The organism is Sporosarcina koreensis (assembly GCF_042655825.1).
Taxonomy (GTDB): Bacteria; Bacillota; Bacilli; order Bacillales_A; family Planococcaceae; genus Sporosarcina; species Sporosarcina koreensis.
Map to the genome: position 1 here is coordinate 97,669 of NZ_JBHSNP010000009.1, position 21,018 is coordinate 118,686.

The following is a 21,018-nucleotide window of genomic DNA, read 5'->3' on the forward strand; positions in this document are numbered from 1 at the left end:
TCATGAATCAACTATCACTGGAAATGGAAGAAAACAATAATGAAGAGTTATATAAAACATATTACAGCATAAGAACAAAAGATCCAGATACCGTACAGAAAATATTAGGTGGAGAATCTGGGATCGTAATAGAAGGTATTAATTTATTCGAAGATTCTCTGACAGTAGAACAACCTGTTTTTATTGTGCTAGGCGGCGATAAAGGGAAATCGGAAGTATTCTGGGATACTGGTCTGATTGGCATTGGGAAAATCGTCAGAATGCCTTTTGACTCAGGTTACTCTGGAAAAAATTATCGAATAGAAGTCGATATAGAATTATTATTGGACAATCCCATGACTAGGCATGATTTCTTGCATTATGCCAATGCCTACAACGTCATCGGTATTGGACCGATGACTAAATGGGAACCCAACCAAGCTATCTCAAGAATCGAAAGAAACAAAGCTGTAACTCTTGTAAGGGCTATGTTGGATAATGATTCCGATTTGGAAGAAAGAGTGTGCTCTATTTTCGGCAGAAAGTTTTTGCATGAGGCAATGAAAGAGAATGAATATTTGATTTCACAATACTCGAGTTACGGTTATCGGATTCCGTTAAAAGAATTTATCGAGAATGATGAAGTATATAAATATGAGGATGTTTATGAACCAGATTTAGACAGGATAACAGAAGGTTTACTAATGGATCAGAAATCCTTGCTCTCATTTAAAAATTATATAAATATCGGAAAACATGTCATTTTTACTGGTCCTCCTGGGACAGGGAAGACCACTCTGGCGGAAAACGCTGCTTTAGAGGCTCAACGAATAGGTTTTGTGAACGGCTATATAATGACCACGGCTACCGCCGACTGGAACACCTTCGAAACCATCGGCGGTTACATGCCGAACAACGATGGTAAATTGGAGTTTGAGGAAGGGATCTTCCTTAAAAGTATCAGGGAGAACAAATGGATCATCATTGACGAATTCAACCGTGCAGAAATAGATAAAGCATTTGGTCAAATCTTTACAGTATTGTCAGGGAAAAGTGTCGAACTTCCATTTAAAGATGTGAAAACACAAAGAAATATTTGCATTAAAACGTATGATGGTCTTAGAAGTTATTATGAAGAAGCAACCACGACATATTGGATTGGAAAAAATTGGCGCGTGCTCGGAACAATGAATACGTTTGATAAAAACAGTCTATTTGAGATGTCATTTGCTCTCATGAGGAGATTTGCTTTTGTCAATATTCCAATCCCAGGGGAAAGCCATTTACAGAACATAATAAGCAATAGTGGTATAAATGATGTGAGCAAAGACTATGTTTCAGATGTTATAAGGCATTCACCTAAACCTTTGGGACCAGCCATTATCAACGAGATGCTCTCCTATATAAAAATCACAGAAGGCGATGGATTAGCAGAAACTTTATGCAGTTCGGTTCTTCCTCAGTTTGAAGGACTGCTTATAAATGAGATCGAAGAGTTTTATGATCAGATCAAAAAGCATTTAAGCAGAGTTCAAAGAGTGGTTGTAACCCAATATATCAGTGATTTTTTTGAATTGAATATTGCTATGGATGAGGAGTTTGAAGATGAGCTTAATGACGATTAATGACTGTTGGTCGTCGCAGGATTATGAAAAAGTCCTTGAATCCACTAGTGCGAAGCTTTGGCGTTTTATACAGGAACACTCTTCAATTGTAGAACGGGACAAAATAGTGGAAAATTTAACAGGTCTAGATTTCAACCAAATGAATCAATTGGCTTCAATACACCTTTTATTATCTAAAGAAGTGCAAGAGCTTGTCGAACAGACAGCTCCAAACATCATGAGAAGACTGTCGAAATCGTCTCGTCAACGTACCGAAGTGGAGAGGGGACGAATAAAAGGTAAAGTTAATTGGACCAGGACAATCCTAACGCAACAAACAGAAAAGAACCCTTCACTGTTTGTCTGCATCGACCGTTCTCCTGTCTTTGACCTTATTGAAAATAAGGTTCTGCTATATTGCCTTCGCTATGTTTTTCAGATTGGTCAGAGAGTCATCAAAAGGGAAATCGAACCAAGTGACTCCATCTCAGATGATTATATAAATGATCTGAAAAAATGGATGAAGAAGGTTGAAGACATTCACCTTAAATGCAAGAGATTGTTAAAGAGTCCTTTACTACGGGATATTACTGAACTTCATGGAATAAATATGCATCAGATAGAGAAGACGCGCAAAGCCAGGGGGCGGGAGTATAAGTCATTAGCTGACATCGCAAAGTTGATTTATGTACAAACCAACCAACCTCTAGAATTTTTATACGAGATTTTTTCCAAACAGCTATTGCGACCGTTAAGCAGGGACACATTGTATGAAGTGGCGGTTGCATTTAAAATCATTGAAGTCTTTAAAATGAATGGATGGAAGGAAAAAAGATTCTCCCTGATTGGAGAAGGGCGAAAGTATTTAAGTTCATTGCAGAAAGGAAATTCGAGTATTAATATTTCATATCAGCACATCCCTTCCCACTTTGTAACAGGTAGTAGCTATAAGGAATTGATGCAAGAGTCGAAACTAAGCACACATCATCGCAGACCTGATATTCTTCTGGAATGGGAGAACGATGGAAATGGCAGAAGATATACGATTATCGAAGTGAAGCGTTCTCAAAACAGAGGCTATCTAGCAGACGGGGTATACAAAGTGCTTGGATACCTAAAGGACTTCGAAAAACCATTGCAAGATTCCCCTGATTCAGTCGGTCTGTTGGTTGGTTGGAGAATTCAAGGTTTACAAGCCCCGAAAGATAATAAAGAAGTATACACGTCCGATTGGGATAGGCTTCCCACATATCTTAGTCTAATTGAAAAGAATTTACAGGTCTTCTTGTCAGGGCAACTTCCAGATCAAGAACCTCAAGTCTAAATCGGACTTGGGGTTCTTGTTTTTCTTCTTATTTTTTCAAATCTCTTCTTGGCTAGTAAAGCGACGTATGAACATTCATATGAGGCGCTTATTTTCTTCTGATTGCTCTTGTTCTTTGCATGTACCAGGACCTCACTGTTTTATGAAGTTCATCTTTTCCTCTTTGTCGGATAACGGCAACAAGATCTTCTTTTTCGATGTGATCACCGAATTCAAAGACGTGTACCAAATCCAATGTCTTATCCAAGCTCCCTGTGAGCGCATACTTTTTGATAATAAATTTTTCTAAGGTGTCAGCTTCATATGATTCAACTAAATCGACATATCGTTGCAACCTTTGAATTTCTTCTCTAGCTCTATCAACTGTCATATATCTCATAATTTACACCCCCTTGTTTTTTATATGTGATCCTTTATAGCTATCCAATCAATTATACCAAATTAACTAAAAATTAAAAACACCTCATACATTATTCCTATTTGAGGTTTTTATTAATAGTTCGGAAAAATGCTATTTTTGTTATGAATATGAAATACAAATCAAAAGTTGTTGCGCTATACTGACGAAAAGATGTCTCTTAAGCAGGACGCCTTGAAACAGAACCTTAATCCATATTTATCGAAGGAGTGAAGTGAATTACTTACTCTATAAAAAAGTAATTCACTAAGACTAGAAAGAGAGGATTGAAACTCAATTGTCTGTTTTCAAACGAGGATTAAATCGGGTATAGGAAAACGAAGAAGGATTGTTTGTAGTTTCCGTAAGTATGGGGAAGTCATTGAATCACTTGTAGGAAGCCAGAATCCAGGAGGAGATTATATGTATTTTATCGACCAAGAACACAAAGGGAATTATGAATGGATGATGGAAAGAATGAAATTGATTTCAAATCAAGACGTTCAATTTGAATCGACTGTTTACATTGGAGCCATACCAGATATTTTTCGTAAACTCGATAAATTCAAAATGAAACCAAGCGATTCCCCGTTATGGCAGCTGACAGAATGGGATGAAGAGAAGGGGGAGCATAAGTTCACTCATCCTGCATTGACAGGTTCAACGAGGAGAATGTGTGAATTCGCTGTATCGCTGTTTAACGGCTATCCCGTGGGCTTGGATGAGGTGCTAGGCAGTGTAACGAGTGAGAAATTCAGAAAGTCGTTGGTTCAGGCTTTTAAAATCCGAGCTCAGATAAAATAAAAAAGATCTATAAAGAAACGAATCGCTCGTTTCTTTTTTTATGTGTTAAACTCCCCTTTTTAGTGGATATTGGAAGGGAATCCTTATTAACTTGCTCTTGGCGCAATGCTAATAGCTGTCAGATGAAACAAGAGACTCTATTTTGAGTTTCGTCAGGCGACACTTGTGTAGTCACTAAAATATCGAGATGCCTTATCAAACTCAAGAAAGTTGGATGAGATTGCGTAAAGAAAACTGCAATATTCTTATGAATAAGGGGGGGCGGTATATCATACATATTGATTTGTTTACATGTTATACCTTACGATCTATTGATCTATTAAACGCTTATTGAGGAAAAGGATTCTAGTAAGAATTGGAGAATATCAAAAAAGATAGCTTCTTTTTTAAAATGAAATAAATAACGCTCATTGGCAATGACGTTATGACACTATTTTAGAAGGAATGAAGTAAATGAGGATAGGATTAGACAAACACAATGTGAAAGTTAACGCGATGTAGAATGGATAAAGGTCATTAGAATGGTTCTTAAGGGGGAGATATATGAAGAAAGCAGTGGCTTATTACAGAAAATCCATAGAAAAGGATGCAACCAAATCCATTGCAAACCAAAAAGAAGTTGTGCATCTGTATGCAGTGGAAAATAGAATTGAAATTGTAAGTGAATATGAAGAGGTAGCATCTTCTGCCACATTGAAAAGAGATGAATTCCAGAGGATGTTCCAAGATTTGACAGACCGAAATGACATTGATTTTATACTGGTTCATCGATTCGACCGAATCACGAGAGAAATTGACGGTTTTGGTTGGATCCTGGCGCAGTTGAAAGATATTCTATCGGTCAAGACTCGCTTACATTCTGTGACCGAGAACAATGATTACGGGGACGATCCTAGCAAGTTGTTGATGAGAGTCTTTGAAACTTATGGGGCAACGATTGAAAGAAACAACTCTGTTGAGCGCATGCAAGCTGCAAGAAGACGAAAAAAAGCAACAGGTGGTTTTATTGGGGGGACCCCCCCAATGGGATATAAGGCAGTCATGGGAACTGGGAATTTAACTATTCAGGAAAAAGAGGTTTCAATTGTTAGAGACGCCCTACGCTATCGTTCAGAAGGGTTATCGATGAGCGAAATCGCTGAAGAACTTAACAAAAAAGGTTATAAGACAAGGAAAAACAAATCCTTTTATGCTATGACTGTACAGCGAATACTCAAGTATGAAGAATGGTACTTGGGGAAGGGGCAGGTTCCAGGAATCTACAAATAAGTCAAACTAATCCCTGATTTAACCTCCTTCTAATAAGTGAGGTTTTTCTTCTTTATTTGATCTCTATACATTATGAGTTCCAATTAAAGAAAGAGACCGAAATGAAGAAACAATCATTAGCTAGTTGGTTATAAAACAACTACTATGTGTACCTCCTCGTATGTGGGATTTATTAGTATTGAATAATCATGTATTAAACACGTCTATTAAGCCATAATAAGCTAACTATATTTTAGGAGGCTTTTTGATGGCAAGACATGAGAAAAATAATCCTACAAATAATAGTAGGAATTTACTTGTCCCTGGAATTGATACCTACTTCAGAGATCAGATAGAGATACCATTAAGTGAATGGTTCGAATTTGAAAATAGAAAAGACTATCTTCCAGAAATGCTAAGGAAAGATCAGTTTTTGCATGAAGTTGATAAGTTGGAGATGCCTTTAAAGAAATATCTCTTTCATATAAACAACAATTTGGGACAAACCAGAGTTACAAAAGACGTAGTTAATGGCTGTAAAGTATGTAATGGTCCTCTTTGCAAAGGTCGAAGGCGTAAAGAAACGAATTTTGGAAACAGTTATTGCAAGCAGTGTAAGAAGTATTTAGATCTCTATGGAATTCACAAAATATTCAACAAGGTGGATCTACATTCTCGAACTAGAGAAAAAAATAATCGACATAAGAAAGAGTTCGTAGGTGTAGGGGAAGTAAGTGAATTTATAAGGTTGGAAGTGTTTTGCAAATTGTGGGAAGGGAATTATAGCTGTGCTATTACTGGTGCGGATTTAGATGACTTTACTGGCTTGTTTTTACGTGATCGCCCGAAAAAACTCAACGAAGTTAAACAAGGTGGCAAGCGTTGGAATTCCCATTGGTCAATTGACAGAATAGACCATAGAAAAGGTTATGTTTTTGAGAATATCCAAATAGTGACTCGTGAGATTAACGGAATTAAAGGATCTATAGAAAAACTTTATACAAGCCAAAAAGTAGAGGCTACAAGTCAATATGAGTGGAAGCTAGCCAAAATATTCGAACAGGTTACTTTAATTTACAGATAGTAAACTGTTCGGTGTATCACATGAAAAACATTAGACACAAATGAAAGCAGAGCAACTGTGTTTACAAGTCAGTTGCAAATTGAAAAAAGAAGCAAGGGTCATGAAAAAATCTGTCTCCGTAAGTATTTCTTCAATCCCTGGTTGAAACCACGGTCAAAAATTTTAATGAACCAAAAATAACGTTATAAACACTATTGGTAAAACACTTATAAGAATTTGTGGTTCGACTCCCACCGTCTCCATAGTTAAATAGCATGGAGTTTCATTGAACGTCATAAACCTTGTACTATCAAGGTTTGTGGCGTTTTTTAATGTCATACGATTTCATTGGATTTCAGCGAAAAATAGTCAATCCATAGTCAAAAACAAAGCCGAAACGTCGTCAGCCTGTTTCCATGTTTGATTAGGAAACGGATAATTTATATTGAAGTGAACCATCATAAGACGGATTGAAAGGAGGAGTTTGGCTTGTTCCGCTTGGTTCTATTGTTCGGAATGACTTTATTAGTCGGGCTGATTCCATTGAATGCTTATAAAACTTTTGCTCAAGAGGATTACGACAAAAGTGAGGTTGCTTCTTTCCTGACACAGTTGTTTGTTGATCGTAATGCCTTTCTTGTCAATCGGCTTCCGGAATCCATTAACAAGTATTATATCCATACGGAGAAGATAAGCCGCTACGCTTATCAAATGGAATTAAGACGTGGAAAGTACATCAATACTTGGGCAGATAAACGTGGCATACGGCTTATAGGAGCAGAACCCACCATTCGTATTACTCGTTTCAACAAAGATGGGGATGTAGCGTATGTTTCCCTGATACAGATGGCCAAAATATCGTATGACTACAATACTGTTTATCCACCACCCCAATCCTTTGGTGTCGGTACGCGGCATGCTCTTACATTGAAGAAAATAGACGGTAATTGGATGGTATTAAAGGAATGGTATTTGGATCCGCTTGAAGAAAACTCAGAGTTAATTGCGGATTCACCAGTGGGCTTCCCCCATCTTTCTCCCGACAACGAAACTTCGCAGAATAAAGGGCGATATAATCGTGAACGTGCAGTGGCCTATGCCAATAAGTACGCGGGCCTAGCTTGGGGAGCCGGGAATAATAACCGTTACAATTCGAAATATATGGATTACACACCACTTGGCGGAGACTGTACCAACTTTGTATCCCAAGTTCTTGGCGACGAGGAGGAAGGCGGCGGCTTGCAGAAAACGCGCAATTGGAGAAGTGGAAGTAAAGCGTGGGTACAAACGGATGCTTTTGAACATTTCTTGCTCTATTCCGGATATGGACGTTTGATTGCAAAGGGGACATTTACAGAAGTTACTGAATCAAGCGACAAACATCCACATGGAGCAATCTCAAAATTAAAGCCAGGTGACGTGATCGGCTACACGCTAGATGGAGATACGGACCATTTTTCGGTTGTGGTAGGGCAAGATGCTAACGGCTATCCGTTAGTCAATTCCCATACTGCGGATCGGTATCGTGTACCGTTTGACCTCGGCTGGGATAAAACAACGAAATATATCCTCGTTCAAATCAATGATTAATCGAAAAATCGAAAAAGGTCTTGGTAAAAAGTCTCCGTAGTCTACCCCTGTGATCTTGTTCATATAGTTATTAGGACAAGGTCACTTGGGGTGAAAAGATGAGGCTGCCTACCTTTATTAAACAAACAGCGCTGCGTACTGGTGCTATATTTCTCGTTAAAGTCATCGGCCTCGCCGTTCGCATTCCTTTGTTTAGGCTTCTCGGCTCAGAAGGAATGGGAATTTATCAAATTGTTTATTCTGTTTATGGATTCGCACTTACGTTGCTCTCAGGTGGTTTTCCTACATCGTTGGCATTATTGACCGCTAAGAATAAAAAACAGGGTTGGCTTGTTTATAAAAGTCTGGCTGTACCCATTCTGTTCCTTGGAACTGTTTCCAGTTTGATTTGTTTCGCCATAGCGCCTAATATTGCACATATTCTCGGAGATAACAGCTTGACGTTTCCTATCCGCTGTCTAGCTCCGGCGCTTTTTATTGTTCCACTGCTTCAGCTATACCGAGGATTCTTACAAGGTGTGGAGTTCTACGGATATGTGGCCGTTTCTGAACTAATAGAACAAACGGTTCGTGTTGGAACAATGGTTTTGCTTGTCGTTCTCTGGATGAAACAAGGCACTTATGCTGCCGCAGGGGGTGCCGTTTTCGGTGCATTTACAGGTGCCTGTATCGCATTATTGTTTCTTTGGTTGCTGAAATATAATAAAAGATTGAAGCTGATACCTGCCACCAATAACGGAACATATAATAAATCCGCCCGGTGGCTGCTCCTTGGACCTGGAATTTTTTTGTTTTTCAAATCATCCTTTGCTATTACATTAACGCGTTTCGTTATGCCTGCGTCCGATTTTCTTGATGCATTAATCATTCCTAACCGTCTGCAAGTTTCTGGCCTAAGTCAATCAGAGGCTATTGCCATTTTCGGACAAGTATTCGGAATCGCGACGACTATCGTGTATCTACCTACTATTGTTACCGCGGCAATATCATATACGATGGCTGCTAAGTTAACGGCCAATTGGCAAAACGGGAAAAAAAGTAGTTTTGTTGAGCGTTCCAGTCTGTCCTTAGAAATCGGGGGGTTCTGGGGGATCAGTTCCATGTTACTCCTTTTTTTTCATGCGGATGATTTATCTAAGCTAATTGTGGGTAGTCAAGAGGCAACCGAAGCAATACGCTACATGTCTTTTGCTCCTCTTATTGCCGGCATGCGGGAGCTAACGACAACGATCCTTTGGGCGGCTGATCAAAAAAAGGCTCCCCTAGTCGGTTTACTAGTAGGTCTTATTTGTTCTGCCATCGCCGCTTATTATTTAACGGCAATACCGGGATTCGGTTATGCAGGTGTTGCGATTAGTTTTTTTATTTTGGAAATAACATCCCTCCTCTGGAATGCGCTCATTATACAAAAAAGATGCAAAGGCGCGTTTCCTGTAATGATGTTATTGGCATATTTAATTTTTCTTGCGTCAATAGGCTTTCTTAACGTTCCGTTCGAAAACTTTCTGTTGTATATCGGTATAGAATCAGAAACCATGCAATCGCTCGGCAGCATGCTATTTTGTACAGGATGCATTGCCTTATTCTTGCTGCTACGATTTTGGGGAAGGGGAAGCTTTAGAAGGTATCGCTAACTACGTGAGAAGGTAATGATATTCTCATTAAAAGACGAGTGCTTCCACGAGAATGACTATGATGAGCAAAAGTCCCGGATCCTTGCCGCCACAAGGAAAGAATTAGGACATGCTGTTTCAGGCCTTCCTATGCAATTGCCTACTAGCGACTTCCTAGATGCTTACCATGCACTTATCCAAGTCGGGATAGACCGCTTTACCCTATCACTAAGCTTGAACATGGAGTGAGTGAATTACGGTTCGTGATCAACTATACAATTTCGCCGTCTCCATAGTTTAATGGACTGGTAAAAATAGTCGTATAGCAATTGGGGTATTGAGCGAGAGCTGGACTCTCGGGCAATACCCCAATTTTTATGCTTTAGGATGGATTTTTATCAAAAGTAAGCGAATTAGAATGAAGGTTACTAATAAAGATTAGTGGTATACTTCATTAATATAAGCACATTATATTTATTGAATGGGTTCTCTTTATAGACGAGAATAGAAAAGTGGGTGAACAAAGTGGGGAAGTATCAATTGGATAACAAAGGTAAAACGGCTGTGACAAAGTATCATGAAAAAAACAAGCCGGCTAAATTTGATAAAAAGCAGCATCTGGAAAAATTACGTGCGGAGTATTTGAAAAAGAAGCAAAAACAAACAGATAAATAATAGGCATGAAAACATAGGAAGACTAAAATCTCCCTATGTTTTTTCTTATTCTAAGTTCTATTTTTCAAATTAAATTGTACTGCATATTTTTCGATTTGGATTAAAAAAGAAATAGAAGAGAGACCTTCTATTTCTTAAAGGGAATATTCAACAATTCCGGAACTGTGACAAACTCGTACCCTTGCTCTTGCAGTGCCGGGATTATCTGGCGAAGCGATTCGATCGTATTGGTTCGATCTCCGCCCGATTCAGCCCCATCGTGCATGAGAATAATCGCGCCTGGATGAATAATGTCCAACACATTTGAAGCAATGACTTCCGGCGGTTCTTCCTGCCAATCCAGCGAGTCAACCGACCAGCCAATTACGTAATAGTTCATATCGCGTAGCTTTTCGACTAATTCATTGTATAAGAAGCCATATGGCGGCCTAAATAATTTTGTCCGGTACCCAATAATCTCGTTAAGAGCGTCTTCCGTTCTAGTCACTTCCTGCTCAAGGGTAGCGAGGTCGGATTCTTTGACAAGGTTAGGATGGGTGTACGTATGGTTTCCGATTACATACCCCTCGTTTTGCATTCGCTTGACAATCTCGGGATTGGCAACGGCTCTTGAACCTAATACGAAGAATGTTGCTGGTACATTGTACTGTTTCAATACATCTAATACACCATTTGAAAAACGTGGGTCAGGACCATCATCAAAAGTTAAAGCAACTCGTTTTTGATCAGTAGGACCTTGCAAGAAAAATATATCCGGATACCGCTGTTGTAAAATTCTTAGGTCAACGGGCTGCTGAGGGTCTCGACCCGAACTTTCAGATCCTCCATCAAGGTCAGGAAAATCTTCTTCCTGATCATTTTGTAGGACTGCTTTCGACCATTCCTGCGATACATATACCAAGGGTTCGTCATTCGCATAAACAGTCGTGATATCTGTTATATGCAAACAAAATAAAAACCCCGTTAGCAACAACCACTTGAATATACGAACTTGCATCCATTCATCTCCTTTTTTTATTCCTTAACAGAGACTTTTTATTATCATCATTGTTATTTTGGATGAAAGCGGGTTATTTATTCAAAAATAAGTGAACGTGGTTTTAATTCCTTAGTCTAATAAACTTTTCTAAATGGGGGACGTTACGGATTCTACTGGGGTGGTCTGAGCATGAGCGCGCGTTGGAGGGCTCTTCTCCGTCAGAAACGGGCAGCTAATCTGGCAAAACAAACAACAACCTAGCATTCGTAGCTTAATAGCTGATGAATCTGCCTAGCAGTTCCATCGGCCATGTGGCATTGTTAGGCTCACCTATTAGTGGGAAACGGGAACGGTAGCCTCCTGAGGCCGTTGCAAAAGATTATCAGGATAGCCCTCAAGACGCCTTGATTGACGGTATAGTGTAGCGCGAATCGCAAGTAGTCAATCTACAGCGACTAATTGTAGTGCTCTTTTTATTCTGTCTAACCATGTCGGTGACAATCATTTCCACTTACGCTATGATTAAATTAAGGGTATAGATGGTGGAGGGGAAATAAATTGCAAAATGATAATATTATAGATGTGTTAAATGATATGAAATATAGGATTGAAATTACAAAGAGAGCTAGAATAAAAGCATCTGCTAGGTTAAGATCAAAACATTTAATATATGAAAAGATAATCCATTTATATTCGATCCTAATCTTAATTTTAACTATTTGGTTTCTAGGAAATGACGAGTTAAATACACAAAGCACAAAAATTCTTTTGATTCTTTCTTTAACAATAACTTTTCTATCAATGTACTTAAACATGCAAAACTATAAAGAACGCGCAGGGAGTTTTGAGACTAACTATCAAAATTTAGATATCCTTTTAAATAGAATCAAAAGGAAATTACTAAGTGACGAGGTTATAGGTATTGGTGATATAAAAGAGTTTCAGAGAGAATATGAGAAGTTATTAATTGATAAAGAAAACCATTCAGATATAGATTATAAAAAAGCATTTGAAGATTATACAAGAAGCCAAAGCAGAAAAAGTAAAGATAATATTCTCACTGACGAGGGTGAAGAAAAAAACAAAGCGAAAGATGAAATTCAAAAGGTTTATAACGTAGTAATAAAAAAAATCAATAATATTCAATGGTTTGAGATAATGAAATATATCTGTTTAGCGATATTCCCTGTGATTATTATATTGATTTTGTTAGTTTTTGAATTCTTAATGAAAAAGTTTTTGTAACTAAGGCATCCTGAAGCTTCTAACAAGGCTTATGAAAAAACTTTTGCATGGATAATTTCAAAATTCTTCATGAAGTATGATGATTTATTACTAAATGAAGCACTCCAAGACAAATCAGCGTTTTGTGGTAAAATTTTCTCGTTGTAATTCACTTTGGTTTCTATGCTAAACTTGTATGTTCGAAAGGCAATAAAGAAGGTGGAATTCATATGGGAAGAACAGAACACAAACAACAACAGAAACAAATGAACAGAAAGAAGAACTGGTCTAACATACAAAAACCTATCAAGATACTATTACTTGTAATGCTACTTGTAGTCCTTGGTGGATTGATCATGGTGAATCAATTAATTGCATCAAGTGATGTGAGTAAACTAGAAGAACTTGAACCGAGACCGACGTTTATTTACGATCAAAATGGAGAGATCGTGAGTAAGATTTCGAATTCCAACATTGAAGGAGTTCGTCTAGACCAAATACCAAAAGAGTTGATTGAAGCAGTCATTTCTGTTGAGGATCAGCAATTTTACAAACATCATGGGATTAATTATTTCGGGATTGCGCGGGCATTTACCCAAAATACATTAAAAGGTGAAGTTGTTGCTGGTGGGAGTACAATCACTCAACAGCTTACAAAAAATGCATTTTTAACGCAGGACCGGACTTACTCCCGTAAATTTAAAGAATTGCTTATCGCGATGAAAATTGAGAGAACGTATTCAAAAGATGACATATTGGAACGTTACCTGAATCAAATCTATTTTGGCGAAGGCGCGTGGGGTGTTCAACGAGCGGCGCAAGTCTATTTTGGAAAAGATGTAAGCGAGTTAACGTTAAGCGAATCCGCTACATTGGCGGGATTAATTAAAGCACCTACTCATTTATCTCCTTATAAAAACTTGGAAAAGTCGGTGCAACGGCGCAATATTGTTTTATCGTTAATGAAAAATGAAAAGTATATTAGTCAAGCGGAGTACGAGGAAGCAATCGGACAAGAAATGATGTTAGCGGATTCAACATTGCCGGATTATACAGGGAAATATCCATATTATATTGACCATATCATCGACGAGGCGGTCAACAAGTATGGGTTAACGAAAAATGAAGTGCTCTCTGGAGGACTACATATATATACGGAGTTAAATCCTGTCATCCAGGATGCCCTTGAAGAAGTCTATGAGGATGATCGTTATTTCCCAGAGAGTAAGCCCGATCAACTCATTCAAAGCGCTTCAGTCTTCTTGAATCCTAAAACGGGCGGAATAAGTGCCTTAGTTGGGGGCAGAGGAGAATACACGTATGGACGCTTTAATAATGCGACCCAGCTCGTTAGACAGCCGGGGTCGACCTTGAAACCACTTGTCTACACAGCTGCATTGGAGCAAGGCTATCATATCTCGGATCTACTCGTTGACCAGCCAATCAACATTGATGGATATTCTCCGAAGAATTTCGATAAGCGATATAGAGGGCAAGTGACAATGTACGATGCAGTCGCTCAATCGTATAATATCCCTCCCGTCTGGCTCTTACATAACATCGGAATTGAAAATGGTGTACGCACCGTGGAACGGTTCGGAATCCCATTGGATGAACAAGACCATAATGTTGGCCTGCCATTAGGGGGCTTGCACCAAGGTACTTCACCCCTGCGAATGGCTCAAGCTTTTTCTGCATTCGCGAATAATGGAGTCATGATGGAAGCGCATGCTATTGTAGAAATAGAAGATTCAGAAGGCGAAGTCATTGGAAAGTGGCGAGAACAGTCTGTAGAAGTGACAGATGCGGAAGTTGCTCAGCAAATGACCTATATGCTGAAAGGGGCTGTCGAAGTTGGCACTGCCAAGAAAGCTCAAATTACAGGGATGGAAATAGCCGGTAAGACAGGCACCACTCAGCTGCCATTCGCGGGTGTGAATGGATCAAAGGATCATTGGTTCGTCGGGTACACACCAGACATCGTAGGTGCAGTTTGGTTAGGCTATGATAAAACGGATGCTGAACATTACTTAAATTCGACTAGTAGTTTCACAGCGCCGCCAATTTTCGGGCAAGTCCTATCAAAATCGATCAGTGAATACCCTACGAAGAAATTTAATTTGCCGTTGATCGCGAAAATGAAAAAAGAGCTAGAGGATCAGAAAGAAAAGTTGAGGGAGAAAGAACGAAAACTAGAAAAAGAGAAAAGAGAACAGAAGAAGAAAGAAGAGAAAGAACGGAAGAAAAGAGAGAAGAAAGACAAGAAGGATAGAGAGAAAGAACGGAAAGATAGAGAGAAGAAATCCGAGAAGGACAGAGAGAAAGAAAAGAAAAAGAGAGAGAAGAAAGAAAAGAAGAAACGGGAAAAAGAAAAATAAAGAATAAAACCTGCTCTAATCATAAAAGCAAGATGATTGGAGCCGTTTTTTTCCTTGAACTCGGAGGTATGAATTACGGGAAAGTAAATTCACAAAAATGCTACGGTATTCCTGTAAATAAGTTTGTATGTATGGACTCACCTGAAGCCGCTGGTTCAAGTCGAAATGCAAATCCTTTTCCAGATCAACATACGGTTTTTTGTCGTTGTCTCGACCATTCATTTCCCTCTGGTCACCGAAGGGTACGACTCATAGCATCGGACCCAAATGTTAATGTATTAGTTGAAAAACAAACTATTAACTAATTGTTAACGTGGTATTAATCATTACTTAATATTGCTCACTTATACTAGTAGTGAATTGACAAATAAATTTTTTTCGCGCTTATAATAAAACACTCACGAAGGGGGAATGTGTTTGATTAAGAAAAAATATACGCAAATACTACAGATTTTCCCTACATCCGTGCAAGTTTTCTTGAACATCATGCTTGTTGTTCTAGCAATTATTTTGTCTGTTGTATTGATTAAAGAATTATTTGTCTTTGCTCAGCTTTTGATAGTGGGTGATCATACTGACTATCAAACTTACTTGGCGAATATTCTGATCTTCTTTTTGTATTTTGAATTTATCGCGATGATTGTTAAATACTTTAAAGAGAATTATCATTTTCCGCTTCGTTATTTTATTTATATTGGGATTACTGCGATGGTAAGATTGGTAATTGTTGATCATAGTCATCCCTTACACACATTAATCTATACCTTTGTCATTCTGTTGTTGATTATTGGGTACTTTATTATCAATATGACGCCGCGCGATCGCCCTGATAGTAAGTGGTATTTCAGAGAGCGATAAATTCTATAGTTGAAATCACTAATGCCCGTTATCCAAATTTGACTCGTTTGGATGACGGGCATTATTTTTTGTACCAGGCACCCGTAAAGATATCTGGAACCATTGTGTGCTATGGCCCCAATTTTTAGTCCTAACAGCCCTGTCAAGCCACATCGAGTTATCATTATCTCTTTTCCTGTTAGTGGATTAAAAATGAAACAGCAAAATTAAAGGAAATAATATGAACTTTGTGATAATATGTTAACAATTGAGAGAATAATAGCAATTCTCAACCGTTATTTTTTTAAAGAGTGGGGGGACAAGTCCACAGAATTGATTCTGTAAACGCAAAATCTTTCATACAGTAGTAGGAAAGTAGATTGGATTTCGTTCATTATGAAAAGGAGGTTTCATATATGAGAAATGAAGTAAGCGTCAGTGAAAAGTTGAGTGAGGCACACACATTGCCATCTTGGCTGTATACAGACCCGGAAGTGTTGGACTTCGAATTGAAAGAAATCTTCAGTAAAACCTGGCAGTATGTTGGACATGTCAGCGAGTTCAAAAAAGTGGGCGATTACATTACGACGGAAATTGTAGGCAAGCCGATTTTTGTGACGTTGGGCAACGATGGGGAGATTCGTGCCTTTTATAATGTCTGCAGTCACCGGGCAGCGAAGCTGCTCGAAGGGGAAGGGAATAAGCGCATTATCACTTGCCCGTACCATGCTTGGTCGTACCGGCTGGATGGTTCGCTTAACCGTGCTCCGAATATGAAAGGCGTCGAGAACTTCGATGAATCTGCCTTTTGTTTGCACGATGTCAGATTGGAGATTTTCGAGTCGTTCATCTTTGTGAATCTCGATCCGGATGCAGAACCGATGACGAAGACGTTCGGTGGATTGTTTGAACATGTGAAAAAAGACAATTTGGATCAATTCAAGAAAATCCGGGTGAAAGAAACGGTCTGTCATTCCAATTGGAAGATCGGTATCGACAATTATCTGGAATGCGATCATTGTCCTGGCGTCCATAAATCACTCGTTTCCAAAGTGGATATGAAGCAATATGAATCGAGCCTACACGAAAATTACGTTTATCAAGCGACTCCTCTAAAAGGACAAACCGCTGATTTCGAAATGGGACAAGGCGGGAGATACTACTGGCTTTATCCGAATATGTGGTTTTCGTTCGACCCCGGTCCACCTAACGTATCCATTCACCAGTCGATTCCGATTGATCATAAAACGACGAAGTACGTCTATACGACGTTTTTCATGAACGATACGATCACGGAAGAGGAAGAAGAGCTGATGGCCGTCGATCAAGACGTGCGCCGGGAAGACAAGGAGATCTGTGAGGTTGTTCAAAAGGGGATCGAAACGGGTGTGTACAACCAAGGCAGGTTTTCGCTGACCGAGAACTGTGTCCACCATTTTCATCTGCTCATGCAAAAAAGATTAGAACCGCTTTTGCCATTAACGAAAGTTGAAATCTGAATTTTTGTAAACGCTTTCAATTGTGGATGATCAAAGTCAATGAGGAGGATGGTGAGTGGAGATGAAGACGACGCAAGAGAACCCGCAAAAGCTTAGGCGGGAGATGAAGAGCAGACACCTATTCATGATTTCGCTCGGGGGCGTCATTGGAACCGGCCTGTTTATCGGTTCAGGGTATGCCATCGGGGAGGCCGGGCCGATCGGTACAATTTTAGCCTATTTAGTAGGTGGGCTCCTCATGTATCTTGCCATGGTATGTCTAGGGGAGTTATCCGTCATCATGCCGGTTTCAGGTTCTTTTCAGGCGCATGCGACGAAGTTTATCGGACCTGCATCAGGATTCGTCATCGGTTGGGTGTATTGGCTGAGTTGGGCACTTTACGTCGGTCTTGAATTTATCGCGGCGGGCTTGTTGATGGGCAGGTGGTTTCCGGATGTCCCCATATGGATCTGGTGTGCAGTATTCGTCGTTCTCCTATTCGGCATCAATTCACTTAGTACGAAAAGCTTTGCCGAAACGGAATATTGGTTCGCTGGCATAAAAGTATTGGCGGTCATTCTGTTCATCGGAATCGGCTTATGTGCGATGTTCGGTTTGATTGCGATGGACGGGACGCCGGCTCCCTATCTATCGAATATTGTTGGAGATGGTGTTTTCCCTACAGGGCTGACCGGGGTCTTCATCGTCATGATGACTGTCATTTATGCATTCCAAGGCTCTGAAATCATGGGTGTGGCAGCGGGGGAAACGGAGGAACCGGAGAAGAACATTCCGAAGGCTATCCGCAACATCGTTGTGCGTATCCTGGTGTTCTACGTATTAGCGATTTTTGTCCTGTCGGCAATCGTCCCATGGAAGCAAGCGAGCGTTCTCGAAAGTCCTTTCGTCACGGTCTTTGATATCGTCGGGATTCCTTACGCCGCGGATATCATGAACTTCGTCATCTTGACGGCCATCCTTTCCGTCGGGAACACGGGACTATTCGCTTGTACGCGGATTCTTTATTCATTGTCCAATGACGGGATGGCGCATCCGGTGTTCGGGAAGTTGAACAAACGGGGCGTTCCGATGAATGCGCTACTTGTGACTCTCGGATTTGCGCTGCTTTCCTTGCTGACCAGTGTTATTGCGGAGACTACACTCTTTGTCCTCCTTCTATCGGTCAGTGGAATCGGGGGGACGTTCACGTGGATGGCCATCGGGTTCTCCCAATATCGTTTCCGGATGCAGTATGTGAGAGATGGAGGAAAGCCGGAAGATCTGAAATTCCGGGTCCGTCTGTTTCCATTCGTCCCGATCCTTTGTATCGTGATTTGTGCATCGTTATTCGTTTTCGCCGGATTCGATCCGACGCAGCGGGTGTCACTTGCTTTAGGGTTCGGTTTTATCGGGTTGTGTTATTTGTATTATTATTTGAGGTATACGCGAAAGAGGAAAACAGTTCTTTCTCAGTAAGAAATACAAAAAACAGCCGAATGGAGAGGGGGGGAACCTCTCTCATCCGGCTGTTTTACATATCATCAATTATTTCCAAAACACAATCCTCAATGGTAATCTATGATGTACCTGTCTTTTCACTTATTCAGCTTATTTTTTATCAACTAAAGGTAACTGGATATAACCGATGTTCCCTGGATTTTGAGAACTAACCATTAAGTAAGAGAACCCATTTAAATCATCAATGGCTTGTATTCCAGTGACTTCACCGCCATCTGGTGCAGAAACGATACGAGAAAGTTCTTTTGAATCAACATTATAAGCCCAGCCAACATTATTTATATGATTTCCGGAGTCTTCAGCAATAAACAAAGTTCTCATGTTTTCAGAGTAGACAATATTGTCCGGATTAGCGATTTTATCAAGATGGGCTTTGTTGCCTTCAGCATCTTTTGGAATGTCTTCACCTACTAAAATAGCTTCCATTTTAGTTGCTACATAATCACTTTTAATAGGGTTACCTTCACGATCGGTTTGTCTTTTAGTTAGACTCAGTTCATAAATCCCACCGGCATTGATTTTTGGTAATCGAATATCATCTACAGGATCATTTGGATTTTCTTCCATACCATTCGCAATCGTGGACATCGTCATGTAGACTTTGTTATCGGCTTTGTTGAATGTGAGTGTTTCCATTTTATTGAATTCAGAAGTTGCTCCAAGCATAGCACCATAGCGGCGGGATTCAAGGAAAGCAGCTGCTTTTTCCATACCTGGTTTGACTTTCAAATATTCTTCACCAGCTGAAGTCTTAATATGGCTGAATCCATTGGCTTTTGCATAAGAAGCATCATTAGTTGTTTCAAAAATATCGCTAAATGTAAGGTTTTCAGCTAATTCCTTTATTTCTTGGTCAGTTGCATGTCCTAGTCTAATCCATTTTAAATTCCCGGCACCACCGTTTTCGGCACTCGTTTGCTCAAATTTTGCTGCATAAAGTGTCCCAGCGGATAAATCTTTTTCTTTGTCTGCAATGTACATGAAGGACATCACATAGCCGCCGTCATCTCCGTAATAAACAGTACGGTTATCGGGTGCTACTGTAACATTTTCAAAAGACAACCGGCCCATGCTGTGGTGTTTCACCGCTTTTGCTTCACCATTCGGATGAACGGATACTTCTGTTGTATATCCATATAAGTAAGGATTTCCAATTGCTGTGGAATCTTGATAATAATTTCTTGCAAATTGTGTAACAGAAGATTTTTCAGGGTTTGCTTCATGGGCACGTGCATTTGGTTCATATTCTTCACTACCTAAATGAGTGTTCCAAGGAGATAAGATGCCAGCGCATGGAGTCCAAACACCGCCATACTCTGAAAAATCGATAGGTTCAATATCAGTAATTTTGAGTTCGCCTGATTTCTTATCTTGTTGGACAGTATTTAAATATAACGCTCTTGGCACTGTCCCAATTTCATTATTTGGCATACTTTCAAAATGATTGATCATATATAACTTGCCGCTTTTTCCATTTACACTAAGGAGTGTGTTTGCATCCGGTGAAGGGGAAACTAAAGGCTCACCCTTTTTATTTGTTATGAGATTGCCGTTGATGTCGACTGCAGCTCCGACAATTTTGCCGTTAATGACATCACCAGGCTCTGCTAACGAAGTATAATCTAACTCTACTGTTTTTTTAGTACCGTCTTTTAATGTCACCTTTACTTTGGCATTACTATACATTGTTGATTTTTCCTCAGCAGTTGCAGGTACAGGCATACCTACAAATTCAACAGATTTTACGCCTTCTATTTGTTTATGCGGTTGAGCAAATACATTGACCGCAGTTGGAAATAGAAGTGCTGCACTTAGTAGTGGGATAATTACCTTTTTTTTGTTCATACGATTAGACCTCCAATGGTTTATTAAAATATACTTCATAACCATCATAATCGTAGAATGTTAAGGAAGTGTTGTATAAATATTATGAAATTGTAAACTCTAGTATTAATACAAAAATAATGCTATTTAGCTATAAGTGAAACATGGCTAAATAATTAGGCATATGTTTAAAAGAGGATGATAATTATGAAGAAAGCTATACTTGTTCATCTTCCAGAGCAGGATGAATGGGGCGAAAAGTATCTTGGTGAAGAATGGCAAGTTTTCATTGCGGGAATTGAGTGAAATGCATACCTGTAAAAACAGCTGGGTGGAGAGGTGAATCTCTCTCATTCAGCTGTTTTTTATTTCGTATTGGAGTCTTCGACGTGTGTTCGATTCTATTTGGAAATTTTATTAACTTGACGAAAAAGCCAAAGAGGAGTATTATGTTTTACCTGTAGAAAAAAGTAACTTTAAAA

16 protein-coding genes are annotated in these 21,018 nt (G+C 39.4%); 13 read left to right on the plus strand and 3 right to left on the minus strand.

Annotated features, from left to right (window positions below; translation table 11 throughout):
- The first annotated feature begins 2 nt into the window (after positions 1–2).
- Positions 3–1,604 (plus strand): AAA family ATPase, encoded by a 1,602-nt coding sequence (locus ACFPTP_RS04400; RefSeq protein WP_381442545.1) that lies wholly within the window; start codon positions 3–5, stop codon positions 1,602–1,604.
- On the plus strand, positions 1,585–2,907 hold the full coding sequence (locus ACFPTP_RS04405) for a hypothetical protein (protein WP_381442546.1): 1,323 nt from the start codon (positions 1,585–1,587) through the stop codon (positions 2,905–2,907). The genes ACFPTP_RS04400 and ACFPTP_RS04405 overlap by 20 nt, the downstream gene beginning before the upstream one ends.
- An 88-nt stretch (positions 2,908–2,995) precedes the next feature.
- On the opposite strand, the gene ACFPTP_RS04410 is transcribed toward ACFPTP_RS04405, so the two are convergent.
- Positions 2,996–3,286, minus strand: coding sequence for a hypothetical protein (locus tag ACFPTP_RS04410; RefSeq protein WP_381442548.1), 291 nt, complete (start codon positions 3,284–3,286; stop codon positions 2,996–2,998).
- 441 nt (positions 3,287–3,727) lie between these two features.
- Between ACFPTP_RS04410 and ACFPTP_RS04415 the strand changes: the two genes are divergently transcribed.
- The 6 genes from ACFPTP_RS04415 to ACFPTP_RS04440 all read left to right on the plus strand — a co-directional run bounded on the left by ACFPTP_RS04415 (position 3,728) and on the right by ACFPTP_RS04440 (position 10,297).
- Complete coding sequence (locus ACFPTP_RS04415) at positions 3,728–4,108, plus strand: hypothetical protein (RefSeq protein ID WP_381442549.1); 381 nt, start codon at positions 3,728–3,730, stop codon at positions 4,106–4,108.
- A 543-nt stretch (positions 4,109–4,651) separates the two neighbouring features.
- Positions 4,652–5,377 carry a recombinase family protein gene (locus ACFPTP_RS04420; RefSeq protein WP_381442551.1) on the plus strand — a complete coding sequence of 242 codons (726 nt, stop codon included), beginning with the start codon at positions 4,652–4,654 and terminating at the stop codon, positions 5,375–5,377.
- A gap of 247 nt (positions 5,378–5,624) precedes the next feature.
- Positions 5,625–6,440: a hypothetical protein gene (locus ACFPTP_RS04425; protein WP_381442553.1), complete on the plus strand. Its 816-nt coding sequence runs from the start codon at positions 5,625–5,627 to the stop codon at positions 6,438–6,440.
- Positions 6,441–6,908: 468 nt separating this feature from the next.
- Entirely contained in the window at positions 6,909–8,009 is a 1,101-nt protein-coding gene (locus ACFPTP_RS04430; RefSeq protein ID WP_381442554.1) for an amidase domain-containing protein, read from the plus strand.
- Positions 8,010–8,107: 98 nt separating this feature from the next.
- Entirely contained in the window at positions 8,108–9,643 is a 1,536-nt protein-coding gene (locus ACFPTP_RS04435; RefSeq protein ID WP_381442555.1) for an oligosaccharide flippase family protein, read from the plus strand.
- 519 nt (positions 9,644–10,162) lie between these two features.
- A complete protein-coding gene (locus ACFPTP_RS04440; RefSeq protein ID WP_381442737.1) occupies positions 10,163–10,297 on the plus strand; it encodes a hypothetical protein in 135 nt (44 codons plus the stop codon).
- 127 nt (positions 10,298–10,424) lie between these two features.
- Here the strand turns inward: ACFPTP_RS04440 and ACFPTP_RS04445 are convergent, their stop codons facing one another.
- Entirely contained in the window at positions 10,425–11,294 is an 870-nt protein-coding gene (locus ACFPTP_RS04445; RefSeq protein WP_381442557.1) for a polysaccharide deacetylase family protein, read from the minus strand.
- A gap of 540 nt (positions 11,295–11,834) precedes the next feature.
- On the opposite strand from ACFPTP_RS04445, the gene ACFPTP_RS04450 reads away from it, so the two are divergent.
- The 5 genes from ACFPTP_RS04450 (at position 11,835) to ACFPTP_RS04470 (ending at position 18,670) form a co-directional block, all read left to right on the plus strand.
- A complete protein-coding gene (locus ACFPTP_RS04450) occupies positions 11,835–12,521 on the plus strand; it encodes an SLATT domain-containing protein (protein WP_381442558.1) in 687 nt (228 codons plus the stop codon).
- A gap of 209 nt (positions 12,522–12,730) precedes the next feature.
- The gene (locus ACFPTP_RS04455; protein WP_381442559.1) at positions 12,731–14,878 is read left to right on the plus strand and encodes a transglycosylase domain-containing protein; all 2,148 of its coding nucleotides are present in this window, start codon (positions 12,731–12,733) and stop codon (positions 14,876–14,878) included.
- A 411-nt stretch (positions 14,879–15,289) separates the two neighbouring features.
- Positions 15,290–15,736 (plus strand): phosphate-starvation-inducible protein PsiE, encoded by a 447-nt coding sequence (psiE, locus tag ACFPTP_RS04460; RefSeq protein ID WP_381442561.1) that lies wholly within the window; start codon positions 15,290–15,292, stop codon positions 15,734–15,736.
- A 395-nt stretch (positions 15,737–16,131) separates the two neighbouring features.
- Entirely contained in the window at positions 16,132–17,214 is a 1,083-nt protein-coding gene (locus ACFPTP_RS04465) for an aromatic ring-hydroxylating oxygenase subunit alpha (protein WP_381442562.1), read from the plus strand.
- A 61-nt stretch (positions 17,215–17,275) separates the two neighbouring features.
- Positions 17,276–18,670 carry an amino acid permease gene (locus ACFPTP_RS04470; RefSeq protein ID WP_381442726.1) on the plus strand — a complete coding sequence of 465 codons (1,395 nt, stop codon included), beginning with the start codon at positions 17,276–17,278 and terminating at the stop codon, positions 18,668–18,670.
- A 132-nt stretch (positions 18,671–18,802) separates the two neighbouring features.
- Here the strand turns inward: ACFPTP_RS04470 and ACFPTP_RS04475 are convergent, their stop codons facing one another.
- Entirely contained in the window at positions 18,803–20,557 is a 1,755-nt protein-coding gene (locus tag ACFPTP_RS04475; protein ID WP_381442563.1) for a PhoX family protein, read from the minus strand.
- Positions 20,558–21,018: the final 461 nt, after the last annotated feature.

Excerpts from the sequence above, each read along its gene's own strand:
- ACFPTP_RS04445 (WP_381442557.1), bottom strand. The coding sequence starts at position 11,294 with ATGCAAGTTCGTATATTCAAGTGGTTGTTGCTAACGGGGTTTTTATTT.
- ACFPTP_RS04400 (WP_381442545.1), top strand. The coding sequence starts at position 3 with ATGAATCAACTATCACTGGAAATGGAAGAAAACAATAATGAAGAGTTA.
- ACFPTP_RS04405 (WP_381442546.1), top strand. The coding sequence starts at position 1,585 with ATGAGCTTAATGACGATTAATGACTGTTGGTCGTCGCAGGATTATGAA.
- psiE (WP_381442561.1), top strand. The coding sequence starts at position 15,290 with ATGTGTTTGATTAAGAAAAAATATACGCAAATACTACAGATTTTCCCT.
- ACFPTP_RS04455 (WP_381442559.1), top strand. The coding sequence starts at position 12,731 with ATGGGAAGAACAGAACACAAACAACAACAGAAACAAATGAACAGAAAG.
- ACFPTP_RS04475 (WP_381442563.1), bottom strand. The coding sequence starts at position 20,557 with ATGAACAAAAAAAAGGTAATTATCCCACTACTAAGTGCAGCACTTCTA.
- ACFPTP_RS04435 (WP_381442555.1), top strand. The coding sequence starts at position 8,108 with ATGAGGCTGCCTACCTTTATTAAACAAACAGCGCTGCGTACTGGTGCT.
- ACFPTP_RS04470 (WP_381442726.1), top strand. The coding sequence starts at position 17,276 with ATGAAGACGACGCAAGAGAACCCGCAAAAGCTTAGGCGGGAGATGAAG.
- ACFPTP_RS04465 (WP_381442562.1), top strand. The coding sequence starts at position 16,132 with ATGAGAAATGAAGTAAGCGTCAGTGAAAAGTTGAGTGAGGCACACACA.
- ACFPTP_RS04425 (WP_381442553.1), top strand. The coding sequence starts at position 5,625 with ATGGCAAGACATGAGAAAAATAATCCTACAAATAATAGTAGGAATTTA.
- ACFPTP_RS04420 (WP_381442551.1), top strand. The coding sequence starts at position 4,652 with ATGAAGAAAGCAGTGGCTTATTACAGAAAATCCATAGAAAAGGATGCA.
- ACFPTP_RS04415 (WP_381442549.1), top strand. The coding sequence starts at position 3,728 with ATGTATTTTATCGACCAAGAACACAAAGGGAATTATGAATGGATGATG.
- ACFPTP_RS04410 (WP_381442548.1), bottom strand. The coding sequence starts at position 3,286 with ATGAGATATATGACAGTTGATAGAGCTAGAGAAGAAATTCAAAGGTTG.